This is a genomic window from Burkholderia sp. SR8 (assembly GCF_052851275.1).
Window position 1 is genome coordinate 57672 of record NZ_JAULUC010000013.1, and the last position, 18903, is coordinate 76574.

Here is an 18903-nt window from a genome sequence, read left to right on the forward strand (position 1 = left end):
CGCGCGGCGGATTGTAATGATTTTGTAGATTAACATGCTAAGAAATCCGAAAAAAATGGCGATTGATACGTTTGCGCGATATGATCGTCGCCGGCATGCCGGCCGCAACCTTTTCAGGTGTGCAAAGCGATAGATTCCCACTATTTCATACTGTTGTCATACGACGGATGACATGGAAAGGGTTTCATTACGTGTTTCAGGCTTGCGGCCGCATCACGCACATCCCGGTGACGCCACACCGGTATCGCTCGACGTACAAGAAAACCGGAGAACGACACGATGACGAGCAGGATCGCAGCAGTTCTGGATGAACCATTTGCGCGGCACGCGCTGCGCGTTGCGGTGTTCGCAACGCTCGGATGCGCGGGCCTGTCCGCAATGCCGGCCACCGCCGTTGCGGCGACGGTCGGCACGCAGTGGGGCACCGTCAACGAGCCGGTGCTGCCGACGAGCGTCTGCGCGACCGTCGCCGCGCAGCTGACGCCCGTCGGCGGCTCGGTCGACGCGCTCGACGCGACCGCGTCGAGCGCCGAGCACGACACGACGCGCATCCAGAACGCGATCGCGCAATGCGCGGCCGGCTCGGCCGTCCACCTGACGGCCGGCGCGAACGGCGAGACCGCGTTCATCAGCGGGCCGCTGACGCTCCAGTCGGGCGTGACGCTGTGGATCGACAAGGGCGTCACGCTGTTCGCGTCGCGCAATCCGGCGCTGTACGACAACGGCGTCGGCACCTGCGGCACCGCGACCTCCAGCAGCAAGAAGTCGTGCAATCCGTTCATCAGTGCATCGGGCACCGCGAACGCGGCCATCGTCGGCGACGGCGTGATCGACGGCCGCGGCGGCAGCCTGCTGACGAGCGGGCCGAACGCCGGACTGCGCACATGGTGGGACGTCGCGTACCAGAACAAGACGCAAGGGCTGAACCAGCAGAACCCGCGGCTGCTGGAAGTGAAGGGCGGCAGCAACTTCACGCTGTACCGGATCACGCTGCAGAATTCGCCGAACTTCCACGTCGTGACGAACGGCGTGACGGGCGTGACCGCGTGGGGCATCAAGATCGTCACGCCGAGCGCGGTGTATACGAAGAGCGGCTACGCATGTCCGGCCGGCACGCAGCCCAACGAGACGACGCCCGCGACCTGCTTCACGCCCGACACGGTGAAGAACACCGACGGCTTCGATCCCGGACAGTCGAGCCAGGTGCTGCTCGCGTTTTCCTACATCAGCACCGGCGACGACCACGTTGCGGTGAAGTCGAGCGCATCGCCCGGCGTGAAGCAGGTGACGATCGCGCACAACCATTTCTACTACGGCCACGGGATGTCGATCGGCAGCGAAACGAATGCGGGCGTGTCGGACGTCGACGTGCGCGACCTGACGATGGACGGCTTCGACAGCCCGAACGGCAACGGTCTGAGGATCAAGTCGGACTCGTCGCGCGGCGGGCTCGTGACCAACGTGCGGTTCCGGCAGGTGTGCATGCGCAACGTCGCGCGTCCGCTCGTGTTCGACCCGTTCTACAGTTCGTCGACCGGCACGCTGTACCCGGACTTCACGAACATCACGGTGCAGGATTTCCATTTCACCGGCAGCGCGAAGTTCGGCGGCGGCAAGGTCACGTTCTCCGGCTACGAAGCGAACGGGCAGCACTTTCCGCTCGGCATCGCGCTGAACAACGTCGTGTTCGACGGCACACAGCCGACCTTCGAAAAGGACACCGCGACGCACTACACGCTCGGGCCGGGCGCGGTGAGCTTCTCCGGCTCGATTGTCACGTCGAGCGCGAACGACGTGACGGCGACCGGCACGCCGGGCACGTCCACGCCGTACGACTGCAGCGCCGCGTTCACGACGCTGAAGTCCGTCGCGCCGACTTCGCCGATCTGAACGGCGCGGGTTGGGCGGCTTCGCGTCGCGCTGGATGCGGGTGGCGGGCGTGGTGCATTCCATGCCGCCGCCTGCGATGCATTCGACCGCAAGCCGCACGGTGAACGACCCTGGCCCGTGCGTTGCGAGCCCGCGCACGTTTGTTTTTCTAAAGACCGCGCAACGTTCGGCCGATATCATTCAGGCGCTCGAAAACGACGCTATTCATCGACGTGCACCGAATTCGTGCGCGACAGCCCCGCAAGACCGCCCAGCCCGGCAATGAAGCAAACACCGGGCACGCGGCACGACGCACGAACGCAGCACGACGGAGAGTATCGAAACGATGGGAATGGCGACAGGTTCGGTGCGGCGCGCAATCGCGCTCGCGGCCGGGGGGGCGTTGAGCGTGGCGAGCGCCGGTGGCGCGCACGCGCAGGCATCGAACGCGGCAGCGGCGCCGCCGGCCGACGCGGTGGCGCTGCTGCCGAAGATCGACGTGACGGGCCAGGCCGGCCGTGCGTCGCTCGGGCTGGTCGGGTTACGCACCGCGATCGCGACGAAGACCGACACGCCGATCGCCGAGATCCCGCAGACGACCAACGTCGTGACCGCGCAGCAGATCGAGATGACCGGCGCAACCGACCTGAACCAGGCGTTGCGCTACGTGCCGGGTTTCGCGACGTTCGGCGCCGACAGCCGGACCGACTGGTACGCGGCGCTGCGCGGCTTCACGCCGACGCTGTATGTCGACGGCGTGCCGGCGCCGAACACGGCCGTTATCGCGAACTGGCGCGTCGATCCGTACACGATCGACTCGATCGCGGTGCTGCGCGGCCCGACGTCGGTGCTGTACGGCGCGGGCGAGCCGGGCGCGATCGTCGACGCGCATACGAAACTCGCCGACGGCGAGCGTATCCGCGAAGCCGGCGTGCAGCTCGGCAGCCACGCGCGCAAGCAGACGATGCTCGACGTCGGCGACACGCTCGATCCGGACGGCCGCTATGCGTACCGCTTCGTCGGCGTCGCGCGCGACGGCAATGCGTGGACCGGCCCGAACGCCGACCGGCGCGTCGCGCTCGCGCCGTCGTTCCGCTGGCGGCCGACGGCCGACACGTCGCTGACGGTGTCGGCAACGTTCCTGCAGGACCATGGCGACATATCGTCGAACTTCCTGCCGGCGTCGGGCACGGTATTGCCCAACCCGAACGGGCGTCTGTCGCAGGACATCTACATGGGCGATCCGGCGTTCAACGACTACCGGAAGAAGCAGTGGTCGCTCGGCTACGCGCTCGAGCAGCGCGTGAATTCGATCTGGACGCTGAGCCAGGACGTGCGCTGGTCGCACCTGTCGCTCGACGATGCGACGGTGTTCGGCAACGGGCTCGTGCCCGGCAGCACGACCAACATGCTGCGCACCGCCGGGCTGTTCCAGTTGAACTACAGCCGGCTCGACATCGACAATCGCGCGCAGGCACGCTTCGCCACCGGCCCGCTCGAACACACGCTGCTGCTCGGCCTGCAGTTCGACCGGCAGACGACGACCAATAGCGTATGGCTCGCGCTCGCGCCGTCGCTGAACCTGTATCACCCCGTCTATCGTCCGGTGACCGCCGCGATCTTTTCGGGGCGCACGTCGCTCGGGCACGTCGATCAGTACACCGCGATGAATACGCTCGGTGCGTACGCGCAGGACCAGATCCGCTGGAATCGCTGGACGCTGACGCTCGGCGGCCGCGAGGATCGCGTGAACGCGCGCTACGACAACCGCGCCGTCGGCACCGGCGCGCAGCAGGACGTCAGCGCGTTCTCCGGTCGCGTCGGGCTCACTTACGAGGGCGATGCGGGGCTGTCGCCTTACGTCAGCTACTCGACGTCGTTCGATCCGGTGATCGGCGTGCGCATGTACGGCGGCGGCCTGCCGCAACCGACGCGCGGCAGACAGATCGAGGCCGGGCTGCGCTGGCAGCCGCCGGGCCGCAACCTGATGCTGGGCGCGGCCGTGTATCGAATCGACCAGACCAACGTCGTGACGCCGGCGCCGCCGAATCTCGATCCGACCGGCACGTCGTCGGTGCAGACCGGCAAGGTGCGTTCGCGCGGCATCGAACTGAGCGCGCTTGGGAAGGTGACACGCGAACTGTCGATCGTCGCGTCGTACGTCTATCAGGACGTCAAGAACGTGCAGGCAAACGATGCGTCGCTGAACAACTGGCCGGTGGCCGTGCCGCTGCCGCGGCAGATGGCATCGCTATGGACGGACTGGACCTGGCATACCGGTGCGCTGTCGGGCGTCGGGATCGGTGCGGGCGTGCGCTACCAGAGCGCGCTGGCCGGCGCGCCGGACAACCGGCTGAGCGTGCCGAGCGTCACGCTGTACGACCTGGCGCTGCACTACGACGTGCGTCGCTGGCGGTTCGCGCTGAACGCCGCGAACGTGTTCGACCGGCGTTATGTCAGCGGCTGTCAGTCGTACGCGGTATGCGTGTTCGGCAACGAGCGGACCGTACTGGCGAGCGCGAAATACAACTGGTGAGCGCGACTTCGCTGTGCTGCCGGCTGCACATGGCTACGCATCGCGCTGCGGCTTCCCGGCCGCAGCGCGCCCGGCCGCATAGCGCTGTCGCCGCCACTCGGTCGGCGTGATGCCGAAGCGTTCGCGGAACGCGGTGGCGAAATTCGCCGGCGTGGAAAAGCCGATCTCCTTCGCGATGCTCGCAATGCTGAGCGACGTCGAATCCAGCAAATCCTGCGCGATCCGCAGGCGCTCGTGCCGCAAGTACTCGAACACCGTCTGCCCGAGGTTGTCGCGAAACGCGCGCGACAGCCGCTTCTCGTGCGTGCCGACCGCGCGCGCCAGCTGCTCGACCGTCGGCGGATCGTTCAGCGAACGCGACAGATGGCGAATCGCCGCGCGCACGATGATGTCGTCGTCCTTGCCGGCCGTGAACGGCGCACGCGCATCCTGGGCATCGGCCGGCAACGGGCGTTCGGTCCGCTTCAGCTGCACGCGAATGCGTGCGATGACTTCGGCCGGCTCGAACGGTTTCACGACATAGTCGACGCCGCCGATTTCGAGCCCCTCGATCCGCTCGTGCAATTCGCCGGCCACCGTCAGGAAAATCACCGGGATCCTGCTCGTCAGCGGATCGGCGGCCAGCCGCCGGCATGCGGTGAAGCCGTCCATGCGCGGCATGCGCACGTCCATCAGGATCAGGTCGGGCACGAGCGCCTGCGCGCGCTGGCACGCCTGCACGCCGTCGAACGCGATGCTGATCCGGCACCCCGTGCCGCGCAGGATATCGATCAGCAGGCGCAACTGCTCGGGCTGATCGTCGACGATCAGGATATCGGTGTGGCTCAATGCGGAGCTCGGTGGAGGCATCGTGCACCTGTTCGGGAAAGGCTGCGGGTAGCGTTCCAGTGCGGAGGCGATTCCGGGTCGGGAAAAGCATCGGCAGCCGCGATACGACTTCGCGAAAGCGCATGGCACGCTCGCATCGACAAGCGGGGGTCGCCGGGCTGCACGGCAGGCAGGGTGTCGGCGCAATACCCGGCGTTCGTTGTTCTGATCACTGGCCGATAAAGGCGCGGATGATTGCCGGTGCCGGAATCGATGCGAGCGGAATTGTAGGGCGATATTTTGATTTCCGCCATATCGCGAGCCTCTATTCTTCCAATTTATATTTTCTCGATGATGGCGGGACGTTATCGTTTTCGGCCGATTTTTTCGTCGTTGCGATTCGCTTCGGTGCGCGAATTTCACTGCTATCCGGCGCATCTCGCAGTGCTGGAGGGTGGTCTTTGAAAAATATATTCAAATCACCCAATGGTGCGGTCCGCTTCGGCAAAGCATTTATCCGTCCAGGAAAACATTTTTATTAAGCACAAATATAGTAAATCGTTTGCGAGGACGGCCAATTTTACGCAAGCCATTGAAAATACGGGAATTTACAATCTATAAAGAATGCCGCCTTCTCTAACGCGGGAGCGTGTCTCATAATTCGCCCGAACTTTGGATGACGGGCGAATCAGGCAGGTGCAATGCACGGAACACCGTGACGGACGTTGCTGGATTCGAGTGCCGGACATCAATCGATGCATGTGTCGCCGGGTATTCGCCGCACGCAACATTGCGCCGGCATTACCGACGTAAATCACGCCGCCACGCGATGCCATCGCATCGGGCGGTGCAGGAAAGCAGCCGCTCAAGCAAACGAAAAGTGCGGTCGAGAAACAGTCCATTCAGTGACGGACATGAAATAAGAAAGACGGGGTTGGTCGCGGTCAGCGCGACAGCGAATTCGGAATGTTCAGCGTGACGGGTCGAATCGAAAGATTCGACCGGGGGCGAACTCGTCCTTGCAGTTCAATCTGCATTCCTAATGGGTTGATCGAATGAGCGGAACGGGCCGGCAATCGTGCGGGCTGCCCGATGGACGCGTGCGTCCTGTCGACCTGAGCGGTGGATCTGGATCGCCAGGGGCGTGACGCAAGCGCAGCGCAGGGACAGCACGTTCCGCACCGAAGTCGAAGTTGGAGTCGAAGCTGAAGTTGTGAATAAACGTAAGTAGTCCGTATTCAAACCAAACGCAAAAAACGGAGCAAAAAAATGAAGAGGAACCAGATTTCGGCGCTCGTCGCCGCCATGTTCGCAGGCGCAGGGGTGCTGGTCGCGGGGGCCGCACATGCGGACAACTTCGTCGATCGCGGCAACCCGGACAACGCGCTGAACGGGCAGTGCATCGACGGGACCAATCCCGCCTGTATCGCGACGAAGAGCGGCACCTTCGTCGCGACCAGCACAACGAACTTCACGTCGGGCACGAACGCGAAGGCCAGCTCGAGCGGCATCGCGATCGGCGACCAGTCGAACGCGGGCAGCCAGAGCGGCGGCAGCAGCGGCGGCGGGATCGCGATCGGCGTCGGTGCGCAGGCACTCGCGAACTCGTCGATGGCGATCGGCACGGTCGCGCTCGCGCAGGGCAATACGGCGCTCGCGATGGGTCGCCAGTCGGCCGCGATCGGCGATTTCTCGATGGCGCTCGGCAACGTCGCGGATGCCCATGGCACGAGCTCGATCGCACTCGGCCACTCGGCACTCGCAAGCGGCGATCGCTCGATCGCGATCGGCGGCGCGAATCCGACCACGAGCGACGGCGTATCGAACGGCGCATCGTACGACGCGGCCACGCAGACGCGTGCCGGCGGCACGCAGTCCGTCGCGATCGGCGCCGGTGCGCAGACGAACGACAACAACCAGGTCGCGATCGGTTCGGGCAGCGTCGGTGCGAACAACGGCGGCACGCCGGTGTTCGGCGGCACCGCGGCACCGGTCGGCGGCGCCGTGTCGTTCGGGTCACTCGGCCACGAGCGCCAGATCAGGAACGTCGCGGCCGGTGCGGCCGATACGGACGCGGTGAACGTCCAGCAGTTGAAGAACGTCAACAGCACGCTCAGCACCGGCATTGCGAACGTCGATGCACGCGTGACGTCGGTCGGCAATACGCTGTCGACGTCGATCGCGAACGTCGACCAGCGCGTGACGACCGTCGGCAACAGCCTGAGCACGAGCATCGTGACGGCGACGCAGAACGTCGTCAAATACACCGACGACACGCATGCGGCGATCGCGCTCGACGGCGCCGGCGGCACGACGATCCGCGGTGTCGCGACCGGTGTCGCCGATACCGACGCAGTCAACGTCGGGCAACTGAAGGGCAGCGTCGCACCGCTGCAGACGTCGCTGTCGACGGCCGCCGCGAACATCGCGAACCTGCAGAACAACGTGACGGGCCTGAACGCATCGCTGAGCACGGCCGCATCGAACATAGGCAGCCTGCAGGCGGCCGATGCGCGCAACGTGAAGTACGACGGCGCGAGCGGCTTCGACTCGGTCACGTTCGCCGGCCCGAACGGCACGACGCTGCACAACGTCGCGGACGGCGTCGCCGCGCACGACGCAGTGAACGTCGGTCAGCTGGGCAGCGGCCTCGCGTCGCTGAGCACGAGCGTGTCGAACAGCGTCAACACGACGATCGGCAACCTGAGCACGTCGATCGCGAACCAGATCGGCAACGCGACGAAGAATGCGGTGCAGTACGACGACGATGCGCACGGCGGCGTGACGCTCGGCGGCCAGGGCGCCGCGGCACCGGTCGGCCTGCACAACGTCGCGGACGGCGTTGCCCCGACCGACGCGGTGAACGTCGGCCAGCTCGGCAAGGCGACCGACTCGCTGAACCAGTCGATCGCGAACGTCGGCAACAGCGTGACGAAGCTTGGCGACCAGGTCACGACGAATACCGGCAACATCGCGGCGCTGCAGCAGGACGCGCTGCAATGGAACGCGAACCTCGGCACCTACGACGCGAGCCACGGCGGCAACGGTCCGCAACGCATCGGCAATCTCGCGGCCGGCCAGAACGGCACCGACGCGGTCAACGTCGACCAGCTGAATGCGGCGATCCACGACGGCACGAGCCAGCTCGACGCGCTTGCCGTGAAGTACGACGATCCGAGCAAGCGTCAGGTATCGCTCGGCGCGGGCAACGGCGGGGTGCCGGTGCGCGTGACCAACGTCGCGGAAGGCAACGTCGCGGCCGGCAGCACGGACGCGGTGAACGGCGCGCAATTGCGTCGCACGGTCGACGCGACGGCTGCCGCGCTCGGCGGCGGCGCGACCGCGAATACGGATGGCTCGATCACGGCACCGTCGTACAAGATCGGCGGCGATTCGTTCAACAACGTCGGCGACGCGCTGACGAACCTCGACGGCCGCGTCGGCAGCAACACGACGACGCTGCAGAACCACGAGACGCGGATCGGCAACGCCGAAACCAATATCGCCGTCAATACGACCGCGATCGCCGGGCTGCAGAAGGACGCGCTGCAGTTCGACCCGACGCTCGGCGCGTACAGCGCCGCACGCGGCGGCATGGCGACGAAGGTGACCAACGTCGCCGACGGCAACGTCGCGGCAGGCAGCACGGACGCCGTGAACGGCGGCCAGTTGTACGGCGTGAAGTCGGATCTCGAGCAGCAGATCACGCAGGTGTCGAACCAGACGGGCGAGGCCGTGAAGAACGTCGTCAAGTATGACGTCGACGGCAGCGGCAACCGGCTGAATTCGGTGTCGCTGGTCGGCGGCAACCCGAACGCGGCGGTCGTGCTGAAGAACGTCGCGGCCGGCACGGACGACACGGACGCGGTGAACGTGAAGCAGCTGAAGTCGGTGCAGTCGAACCTCGACCAGCTCGGCGCGCTCGCAGTGCAGTACGACGACGCGTCGAAGGGCTCGATCACGCTCGGCGGCGCGGGCGGCACGCGCATCACCAACGTGAAGGCAGGCACGCTCAGCGCAACGAGCACGGATGCCGTGAACGGCTCGCAGCTGTACGCGACGAACCAGCAGGTGGCAAAGAACACGACCGATATCTCGAACCTGCAGAGCAATGTGACTAACATCGCGAACGGCAAGGCCGGGCTCGTGCAGCAGCAGGACGCGAACGGCGCGATCACGGTCGGCAAGGACTCGGGCGGCACCAGCGTGAACTTCTCCGGCACGTCGGGCGACCGCGTGCTGACCGGTGTCGCGGCCGGCGTGAACGCCAACGACGCGGTCAACATGGCGCAGTTCAACGATGCGCTGAAGACCGCGGCGGCGAACGACAGGATCCGCACGGCGGCCACCGATGCGAACACGACATGGATCGCGCGTGCCGATGCGGGTGCGATCGGCTCGACGGCGACCGCGACCGGCAAGAACGCGGTGGCGGTCGGCGCGGGTTCGGTCGCGGATCGCGACAACTCGTTCTCGGTCGGCGCGAAGGGCAGCGAGCGGCAGATCACCAACGTCGCGGCCGGCACGGCGCCGACCGACGCGGTCAACGTGCAGCAGCTGAACGACAACATCGGTGCGGCGTCGACGCAGGCGAAGGGCTACACCGACCAGCGGATCGGTCAGGTGTACAACTCGTTCAGCGACCTGAAGAAGGACATGTACGGCGGCGTCGCGTCGGCGATGGCGGTGGCCGGCTTGCCGCAACCGACGGGCGCGGGGCGCTCGATGGTGTCGGCGGCAACGTCGAACTATCACGGCCAGCAAGGGTTCGCAGCCGGGTACTCGTACGTGACGGAGAGCAACCGCTGGGTCGTCAAGGCGTCGGTGACGGGCAATACTCGGTCGGACTTCGGTGCGGTGGTCGGTGCCGGCTATCAGTTCTGACGGTCGCTGAACGGCGTTGAAAGACGGGAGGCGGTGGGCATGCAGAGATGATCGTCGCTTCCGCTACGCTTACGGCCCGGGGTCGCCAGTCGACCTCGGGCCGCTTCGTTTTGCATGAATACGCGCATCGCTGTCGCGCGCCGTCGTCATGCACGCTACTCCACCACCGTGAACACGCGATTCTTCGCGATCACGCCGGCTTTCGGCAATTTGCCGTCGTCGTCAGCGGCGGGCCGCAGATGCCGATCGTCGAGTGTCGGCCCCGTATAGCGGCTGCGCGGCCGGATCACCTTGCCGACGCGCAGCTGTTCGATGCAATGTGCGAGCAGTCCGACGCTGCGCGCGATCGAGAACAGCCCGAACGCCGCATCGCGCGGCAACTGAAGCTGCACCGACAGCATCGCGAGCGCGACATCGATGGTCGGGCGCTGGCCGGTGAGCGTCGTGACCTTGTCGACGAAGTGCGCGAGCTCAGGAGGCGGATCGAGCCGCGCGAGCAGCGCGGCCGCGCGCGGATCACCGTCGGGATAAAGATGATGACCGAAACCGGTAATCGGGATCGCCGACTTCAGGTGATGGTCGACGACACGCTCGGCCCCCAATCGTTGCACGTCGTCGAACACCGCGCGCACGCGTCCCGACGCGTCGCCGTGCAGCGGCCCCGACAACGTCGCGAGTCCCGTCAGCAGGCAGCCTGCCAGCGACGCGCCGGTCGATGCGGTGATGCGCGCGGCGAATGCCGAACTCGTGATCTCGTGATCGGCGACCAGCACCATCGCGCGGCGCAGCAGGTCTGCGCCATGGCTGTCGAGGCCCCAACCGGCCGCGAGCCGCTGATGCGTGTGAAGCGGGCTTGCGCCGGCATCGTCGTGCGCGCCGAACGCGCGCGACACGATCGCGACGAGCTGCCCTGCCTCGGTGTGCAGCGCGCTGTCGAGCCGGCCGAGCGTCGAATGGCCATGCGCGGCCAGCGTCGCGAGCATCGTGAACGCACATTGCCGGTCGCGCTCGCCGGGCGGCAGCACGATCGCCGGCGCGTCGAACGACACCGGCGCGGTGGCCTGCCAGAGCAGCGCAGCCGTTTCCTCGAGCGTCGCGGTATCGGCGAGTTCAATGCTGTCGCGGCCGCGATACCATGCGCGGCCCTTCGAGAACGTGGTGATGCCGCTGTAGATGCACGGCTCGGCACCAAAGATCGTGCTGGCCGCGAGCGCGGCCCGCTTGCGGCCGACCTGTTTCTTGCGGCACAGCGCGACCACGTCCTCGGCGCGATACAGGCTCTTGCGCGGATCGTCGGGATCCTGCATCACGGCGATGCTGCCGCGGCTCGCGTACGCATAGACGGTCTGCGCCCGCACGCCGAGCCGCCGCGCCGCTTCCGTCAGGGTGATCCAGTTCTGCATGGGGAGTCGTGATGAGGATGCGGCCGGTGCGCAGCCGCTTGCGCCGACTATAGACCGGGTTCAGCTGAATGTCATCTCGGCCGGGCGCCGCTCGAGCACCTCGACGAGGATGTCGCCGGGCGCGCGCACGAAACAGCCGCGCACGCCGGCGCGGATCCGCGTGACGGGCTGGACGATCTCGGCGCCGTTGTCGACCAGATGCGCGTAAGCCGCATCCAGATTCTCGACCAGCACGCCGAAGTGGTCGATGCCTTGCATGCGCGTGCCCTCCGGCACGATCGCCTGACGCGCGTCCGCCAGCGCCATGATGAACAGGTTGATCGCGCCGATCCGCAGGTCGACGCGGCCGGGGCGCCGGACGATCTCGGCGTTCAGGCAGCGCGCGAACCACGCGGCGGTCGCTTCGGCATCGGCCGAGCAGAGTTGCAGGTGATCCCATTTGAATTCGATCATGATCGTGTGCGGTACGTGCAGTGGAGCGTAGAAGGGGGCGAACGGGGTCACAGCTCGATACGCGACAGCCTGCCGAGCAGCACCGAGTACGACAGCGTGCCGACGAGGCAGATCGCACCCATCAGGTTCAGCGCCCAGAAAAAGTTGCCGGTGTGCTGCGTCACGTAGCCGATCATCAGCGGCGTGGTGACGGCCGCGATATTCGCGGCAAGGCTCGTGATGCTGCTGGTGAGCCCGACATAGCGTTTCGGTGCGATCTCGGACACGGCCGCCCACGACATCGAGCCGATTCCCTGCGCGAAGAACGCGACGGTCAGGATCGCGATCACCAGCGCGTTCGACTGCACGAAGTTGACGAGCACGATCGATGCGCCGAGGAAGGTGCCGATCACGAGCGGCGCCTTGCGCGACGACGACATCGACACGCCGCGCCGGATGCAGAGATCAGACAGATAGCCGGCGATCAGGATCCCGAGCGTCGCGCCGATGAACGGCATTGCCTGGAAGAAGCCGACCTTGATCATCGACATGTGCCGTTCCTCGACCAGGTAGGTCATGAACCAGGTCGTGAAGAACACCAGCAGCGTGTTGTTGCAGAACTTGCCGAGACAGATCGCGAGGATCTGCCGATAGCCGAGCAGGCGCAGCGCCATGCGCCAGTCGAACCGATCGCGCGCGGTCACGACCGCCTGCCCCTCGGTGATGTACTGCAGCTCGGCCGCGTTGACGCGCGGGTGGCGCGACGGATCGCGATAGAGCCGGTACCAGACGACGCTGAACAGGATGCCGAACGCGCCGGTCGCGAAGAACACGCTCCGCCAGCCGAACGCCGACGAGATCCACAGCAGCAGCCCGGTGAAGAGCGGCGTGCCGATGTACTGGCCCATCACATATACGCTCGTCGCAAAGCCGCGCTCCTGGACGGGGAACCACATCGTCACCGCGCGCGCGTTCGACGGAAACGCAGGCGCTTCGAGCGCGCCCATCGCCAGCCGCGAACCGAGCAGCATGTGATAGCCGTGCGCGAGCCCTTGCGTCAGCGTCGCGAGCGACCAGCCGACGAGCGACAGCGCATACGCGACGCGCGAGCCGAGCATGTCGGCGAGCACGCCAGCCGGCAGCAGCGCGATCGAGTACGCGAGGCCGAACACCGCGAACAGCTCGCCCATCTGCACGCGGGTGAGCGCAAGATCCTTCGACAGCGCGGGCGCGACGATGCCGAGCGCCGAGCGGTCGACGTAGTTGAGGATGGTGGCCACCAGCAGCATCGACAGCACGCCATAGCGCACCCGCGATCGTGTTGCGATGCCTGCGTGCGCGTCGAACTCGCGCATGACCGAAACCTGCTCTTCTGCGGTTTTCAATGTCGTCTCCTGTCTCCTGATTGCCGGGCCGGCGCGCGGTTGTCCGCGGTTGTCTTGTACGCCGGCGCTCGTCCGGTCAGCCGCGCCCGACGAACGGCATCGCGCTCGCCATGATGGTCATGTTCAGAATGTTCGCTTCGAGCGGCAGGCTCGCCATCTGCACGATCGCGTCCGCGACGTGCGCAACGTCGACGCGCGGCTCGGGCGCGACGCGGCCGTCGGCCTGCAGTACCCCGTTGTTCATGCGCTCGGTCAGCGACGTGGCGGCGTTGCCGATGTCGATCTGGCCGCACGCGATGTTGAACGGCCGGCCATCGAGCGCGAGCGAGCGCGTGATGCCGAGGACCGCATGCTTCGTGGCCGTGTACGCGACCGTGTTCGGGCGCGGCGTGTGCGCGGAGATCGAACCGTTGTTGATGATGCGGCCGCCTTGCGGCGTCTGGCGCTTCATCTGGCGCCACGCAGCGCGGGCGCACAGGAACACGCCCGTCAGATTGGTCGCGACCACGTCGTTCCAGAACTCGAGCGAATAGTCGTCGAGCGGCACGGCGCCCGCGTTGCGGCCCGCGTTGTTGAACAACACGTCGAGGCGGCCGAAGTCGTGCGCGATCCGCGCGAAGCTCGCGTCGACCGATGCTTCGTCGGATACGTCGGTCGGCATGGCTGCGGCCACGCCGCCGGCCCGCTCGATGATTTCCCGCGTCGCGAGCAGCGGATCGATGCGCCTGCCGAGCAGCGCGACGGTGAAGCCCGCTCGCGCCAGCGCAACCGCCGCTGCCTGCCCGATTCCGGTGCCGGCGCCCGTCACTGCCGCGATTTTTCTCTCTGCCTGCATTTTCACGACCTCGTCGCCAGTCCGTTGAACATGCAAAAAGCATTGCGCGGCGGCGATTCGGCAGCAATCTTGATTCTTTCAATCAATATCAACTGCCCCGTCCAGACGGGCCGGCGTCAGGGTTTTCCTGAGCTCGTCACTGCGCCGTTCGCGCGCCGACGTGGCATCGCGCATGGCTGATGACATGACCGGAATCGTTCGGTCCTCGGGTCGTCGCGTGCTGCGAAGACATGTTGATCGAATCAATCAATATTGACCCGCGCCGACTGCGGTTCGTAGGCTGTGTTCCGTTTTCCGACCCAAGGACGAGACCATGCCTGACAACAATCGCACCCGCCTGCTGGTTGCGCGACGCGTTCCGGCCGCGGTGGCAGCACGCGCCGAAGCCGAATTCAACGCGTATGTAACGGACGCCGACATGGACGCGCCGTCCGTCGTCGAGTTCTGCAACCGCTACCACACGCCGGCGGTGCTGATCGGCAAGAAATCGGGGCTGCAGGCCGAGCACATCGCGGCATTGCCGCCGAGCGTGAAGATCATCGCGAACGCGAGTGCCGGGTACGACCACATGGATGTCGCCGCCGCACGCGCACGCGGCATCGTGGTCAGCAATGCACCCGACGCGCTGACCGACTGCACGGCCGATTTCACGATGCTGCTGATACTCGCCGCGTGCCGACGCGCATCGGAGTACGAGCGTATCGTGCGCGCCGGGTGGGGAAAGTCGTTCGGCATGACCGACATGCTCGGCACGCGCGTGAACGGCAAGACGCTGGGGATCGTCGGCTTCGGCCGAATCGGCCGGGCTGTCGCGCAGCGTGCGCGCAGCTTCGGGATGAAGATCGTCTATACCGACCGGCGGGCTGCGCCGCCTGAGATCGAGGCCGGTGCACGCTATTGCGCGGATCTCGACACGCTGCTGCCGCAGTGCGACATCCTCACGCTGCACGTGCCCGGCTGCGGCACGCCATTGATGACCCGCCGCGAATTCGGCTTGCTGCGCGACGGTGCGGTATTCGTGAATGCGGCGCGCGGCAGTCTCGTCGACGAGGATGCGCTTTACGATGCGTTGACATCGCATCGGCTGTTCGCCGCCGGGCTCGACGTTTACCGGAACGAACCCAACATCGATCCGCGCTTTGCCGCGCTCGACAATGTGTTTCTGTCGCCGCACATGGCGAGCGCGACCATCGAGACGCGCGACCAGATGGGGTTCACCGCGCTCGACAACGTCGCGGCGGTGCTTGACGGGAACGGGGCGCCGAACGCGCTGTGATGATGGCAGGCGAGCGCGCTCGCCCATGCCGGGGTGTCCGATGACGGAAACCCCGGCTTCGACCGCGTCGTTACTTCAGCGCTCCCTCCGCCACCAACACCTCATGCGCGGCCTTGAACGCGCTGAGGCCATGCGGAATACCCGAATAAGCGGTCGCATGCAGCAGCGTTGCCTTGATTTCGTCGACGCTCACGCCGTTGTTGAGCGCACCCTTCACGTGCAGCTTTAGTTCGTTCGTATGCCCGCCGGCAGTCAGCATCGCGAGGTTGAGCAGGCTGCGCGTCTTGCGGTCGAGCGTGTCGTCGCCCCAGGCCCAGCCCCACGCCCACGCGGTGGTGGCGCGCTGGAACGCCATCATGAACGCGTCGGCTTTCTCCATCGATGCATCGACATAGTCGGGGCCGAGGACTTCACGGCGAATCGGTAGACCTTTCTGAAACAGCGCGTCGTCTTCATTCATGATCGATCTCCTTCGTTAATCCAGCGCGCCGGCGCCGGCCGGGCAGCGGTCGCGCATACGCGAACCGTCCTTCGCCGCGAACAGGTAGCACACCAGCGCGGTGGCGGCGAGGCCCACCATCCACGACACGTCCGCGCCGCCGAGAATCGATGCCCATGGGCCGTGGAAGAAGCTCTCTTCCATGAACGGCACCTGCACTGCAATCCCGAACACGTAGATCGCGATGGCCTTGACGTTGAACGCGCCATACACGCCGCCATTGCTGCTGACGATCTCCGCGACCCGGTAATGCCGGTTGTTGGCGAGATAGAAGTCGATGAGGTTGATTGCGATCCACGGCGCGAGCACGATGCGCAGCGCGAAGATCGCGTTCAGGAAGATCGCGATGAAGTTGCTCGACGCCCACAGAGCGGTCGCGGTCGACGCGACCAGCAGCACCGCCGACACGGCGACGCGCACGTTGCGGCCGGGCACCCAGCGCGGCCGGAACGTCTGCGCGGCGGTGATGAACGACAGCACCGCGCCGTACAGATTCATCCCGTTGTGGCCGATGATATTGACGAGGAACAGGAAGATCAGCACGTAGCCGAACGCGCCGGTCTGCTCGCGGACCGCCTGCATCGCGTCGGTCGAACGCCCGGTGCTGACTGCAAGCACGCCGAACAGGAACGCGAAGATCGTGCCGAGAGACGTGCCGAAATACGTGTACGCGAACGTCTTGCCGAATCCGGCCGACGCGGGCAGATAGCGCGAATAGTCGGACGTATAGGGCGCGAAACTGATCTGCCACACCGCGCACAGCCCGAACATCGCGAACCAGTTCGCGAAATCGAAATGCCCGTGCTCGAAGATCCGTGCATCGAGGCTCGGCGCCATCAGCGCGATGCCGACGACGAGTGCGCCACCCATGAACCACGCGCCCACCTTGTTGAAGCGATGAATGAAGTGACAGCCGATCACGCCGACCAGCGTCGCAAGCACCGCGCCGATGACGGTGGCGACCGGCACGGGCACCGCGGGTGCGGCGGTGTGCAACGTCTTGCCCGCGAGAATGATGTTCGACACGAAGAAGCCGAGGTAGATCAGCGTGGTGAACCCCACCACGAGCAGCGACCCGTAGCGGCCGAACTGCGCGCGGCTCTGAATCATCTGCGGCACGCCGACGAGCGGCCCCTGCGCGGAAGTGAGCGCATGGAAGATCGCGCCGAAGAACTGCCCCGCCGCGATCGCGACAATCGCGCTCATCACGTCGAGGTGGAACACGAGTACCGACGTCGCGCCGGAAATCACGGCCAGCGGCGCGACGTTCGTGCAGAACCACAGGGTGAAGAGGTCGGCCGGTTTGCCGTGCCGTGCCTCCGGCGGGACATAGTCGATCGAGTTGCTTTCGATTGCGAGAACGCTGCCGTCGCTTTCCTGCTTTGTCATGCTGTCTCCATCTTTATTGCCGGGGGCCATGCATCGCCGCACGCGCTCGATGACGCGCGCGGCGGCGCACGGCCTCCGCGGGCTTGAATCGATACTGCAGGTGAATGCGTAGCTGTTCAGCGCATCACGAACGGGTCGCCGATCGGATCGTCCGACGTGCGCAGCCACACGGACTTCGTGGTCGTGTATTCGAGCGCAGCGCTCAGGCCGCCTTCGCGCCCGTGTCCGGACAGCCCGAAGCCGCCGAACGGCACGAGCGGCGATACGGCGCGATAGGTGTTGATCCATACGATGCCGGCGCGCACGCGCTTCGACACGCGATGCGCACGCGTCAGGCTGGTCGTGAAGATGCCGGCCGCGAGGCCGTAGGCGGTGCCGTTCGCCTTCTCGATCGCTTCCTGCTCGGTTTCGAACGTGTCGACCGACAACACCGGGCCGAACAGTTCGGTCGTGATGCTGTCGGCTTGCGCGACGCCGGTGCAGTCGAGGATCGTCGGTGCGTAGTAGAAGCCGTCGCGCTCCAGCTGCTTGCCGCCGGCGAGCACCTTCGCGCCCTGGCGCACCGAGTTCGCGACGACCGCCTCGATGTTGCGCAGTTGCCGCTCGGTACACAGCGGGCCGTACTCGGTTTCCCGCTCGTCGGGCGAACCCACGCGGATCCGCGACACGCGCTCGACCAGCAGCGTAAGGAACCTCTCCTTGACGGACGCCTCGATCAGCAGCCGCGAACCCGCGACGCAGCTCTGGCCGCTCGCCGCGAAGATCGCGGCGACCTGCGCATTCACCGCGCTCTGGATGTCGGTATCGGCGAACACGATGAACGGCGACTTGCCGCCAAGTTCCAGCGACACCTTCGCGAGGTTGCTGGCCGTATTGCGCACGATGTGGCGCGCGGTCTCGGGGCCGCCGGTGAACGCGACCTTGTCCACGCCTGGGTGGCTGCTCAGCACCGCGCCGCATTCCGGGCCGAAACCGGTGATCACGTTGACGACACCGGGCGGGAAGCCGGCTTCGTGCACGACGCGCGCGAACTCGAGCAACGGCCCCGGCGCTTCCTCGGACGCCTTCAGCACCACGGTGCAGCCGGCGGCGAGCGCCGGGCCGACCTTGACCGCGGACAGGAACAGCTGGCTGTTCCACGGCACGATCGCGGCGACCACGCCGACCGGCTGCCGCTCGAGCCACACCTGCATGTCGGGCTTATCGACGGGGATGCTGCTGCCCTCGAGCTTGTCGGCGATGCCGGCGTAGTAGCGGTAATACTCGGCGACGTACGCGATCTGGCTCGACGTTTCGCGGATGATCTTGCCGGTGTCGTTCGTTTCGATTTCGGCGAGCCGCGGTGCGGCTTGTTCGACGAGATCGGCGAGCCTGTACAGCAGCTTGCCGCGCGCGGAGGCGGTCAGGCCCGCCCACGCGGGGTCGGTCAGCGCGCGGCCGGCCGCGGCCACCGCGCGGTTCACTTCGTCGGTGCGGGCTTCCGGCATCTGCGCCCATACGGCGCCGGTCGCCGGATTGAGGCTGCCGAAGGTCGCGGCGCCGGGCTCGAACTGCCCGTCGATATACAGCTGAAAATGCGGATTCATGG

The 18903-nt window shown here is 66.1% G+C and carries 13 protein-coding genes; 5 read left to right on the forward strand and 8 right to left on the reverse strand.

The window, feature by feature from the left end; all coding sequences use genetic code 11:
* Positions 1 to 279: 279 nt before the first annotated feature.
* Positions 280 to 1890: a glycoside hydrolase family 28 protein gene (locus tag Q3A80_RS17975; RefSeq protein WP_446330272.1), complete on the forward strand. Its 1611-nt coding sequence runs from the start codon at positions 280 to 282 to the stop codon at positions 1888 to 1890.
* A 325-nt stretch (positions 1891 to 2215) separates the two neighbouring features.
* Positions 2216 to 4405, forward strand: coding sequence for a TonB-dependent siderophore receptor (locus tag Q3A80_RS17980; protein ID WP_446330273.1), 2190 nt, complete (start codon positions 2216 to 2218; stop codon positions 4403 to 4405).
* 33 nt (positions 4406 to 4438) lie between these two features.
* On the opposite strand, the gene Q3A80_RS17985 is transcribed toward Q3A80_RS17980, so the two are convergent.
* Positions 4439 to 5254, reverse strand: coding sequence for a response regulator transcription factor (locus Q3A80_RS17985; protein ID WP_446330274.1), 816 nt, complete (start codon positions 5252 to 5254; stop codon positions 4439 to 4441).
* Positions 5255 to 5355: 101 nt separating this feature from the next.
* Here Q3A80_RS17985 and Q3A80_RS17990 point away from each other — a divergent pair, with 101 nt between their 5' ends.
* Both Q3A80_RS17990 and Q3A80_RS17995 read left to right on the forward strand, forming a co-directional pair.
* Positions 5356 to 5754 carry a hypothetical protein gene (locus Q3A80_RS17990; RefSeq protein ID WP_446330275.1) on the forward strand — a complete coding sequence of 133 codons (399 nt, stop codon included), beginning with the start codon at positions 5356 to 5358 and terminating at the stop codon, positions 5752 to 5754.
* Between the two features lie 727 nt (positions 5755 to 6481).
* The gene (locus Q3A80_RS17995) at positions 6482 to 10096 is read left to right on the forward strand and encodes a YadA-like family protein (protein ID WP_446330276.1); all 3615 of its coding nucleotides are present in this window, start codon (positions 6482 to 6484) and stop codon (positions 10094 to 10096) included.
* A 155-nt stretch (positions 10097 to 10251) separates the two neighbouring features.
* On the opposite strand, the gene Q3A80_RS18000 is transcribed toward Q3A80_RS17995, so the two are convergent.
* From Q3A80_RS18000 to Q3A80_RS18015, 4 genes are all read right to left on the reverse strand, one after another.
* A complete protein-coding gene (locus Q3A80_RS18000) occupies positions 10252 to 11499 on the reverse strand; it encodes a citrate synthase family protein (protein WP_446330277.1) in 1248 nt (415 codons plus the stop codon).
* Positions 11500 to 11559: 60 nt separating this feature from the next.
* Complete coding sequence (locus Q3A80_RS18005; RefSeq protein WP_446330278.1) at positions 11560 to 11952, reverse strand: VOC family protein; 393 nt, start codon at positions 11950 to 11952, stop codon at positions 11560 to 11562.
* 47 nt (positions 11953 to 11999) lie between these two features.
* Complete coding sequence (locus Q3A80_RS18010) at positions 12000 to 13286, reverse strand: MFS transporter (RefSeq protein ID WP_446330386.1); 1287 nt, start codon at positions 13284 to 13286, stop codon at positions 12000 to 12002.
* Between the two features lie 106 nt (positions 13287 to 13392).
* Positions 13393 to 14151 carry an SDR family oxidoreductase gene (locus Q3A80_RS18015; protein ID WP_446330387.1) on the reverse strand — a complete coding sequence of 253 codons (759 nt, stop codon included), beginning with the start codon at positions 14149 to 14151 and terminating at the stop codon, positions 13393 to 13395.
* A gap of 313 nt (positions 14152 to 14464) precedes the next feature.
* On the opposite strand from Q3A80_RS18015, the gene Q3A80_RS18020 reads away from it, so the two are divergent.
* A complete protein-coding gene (locus Q3A80_RS18020; protein ID WP_446330279.1) occupies positions 14465 to 15427 on the forward strand; it encodes a 2-hydroxyacid dehydrogenase in 963 nt (320 codons plus the stop codon).
* A gap of 70 nt (positions 15428 to 15497) precedes the next feature.
* On the opposite strand, the gene Q3A80_RS18025 is transcribed toward Q3A80_RS18020, so the two are convergent.
* The 3 genes from Q3A80_RS18025 to Q3A80_RS18035 form a co-directional block, all read right to left on the reverse strand.
* The gene (locus Q3A80_RS18025) at positions 15498 to 15887 is read right to left on the reverse strand and encodes a carboxymuconolactone decarboxylase family protein (protein ID WP_446330280.1); all 390 of its coding nucleotides are present in this window, start codon (positions 15885 to 15887) and stop codon (positions 15498 to 15500) included.
* Positions 15888 to 15902: 15 nt separating this feature from the next.
* Positions 15903 to 17315 carry a purine-cytosine permease family protein gene (locus tag Q3A80_RS18030; RefSeq protein ID WP_446330281.1) on the reverse strand — a complete coding sequence of 471 codons (1413 nt, stop codon included), beginning with the start codon at positions 17313 to 17315 and terminating at the stop codon, positions 15903 to 15905.
* 116 nt (positions 17316 to 17431) lie between these two features.
* Positions 17432 to 18901 (reverse strand): aldehyde dehydrogenase, encoded by a 1470-nt coding sequence (locus Q3A80_RS18035; RefSeq protein ID WP_446330282.1) that lies wholly within the window; start codon positions 18899 to 18901, stop codon positions 17432 to 17434.
* Positions 18902 to 18903 lie beyond the last annotated feature (2 nt).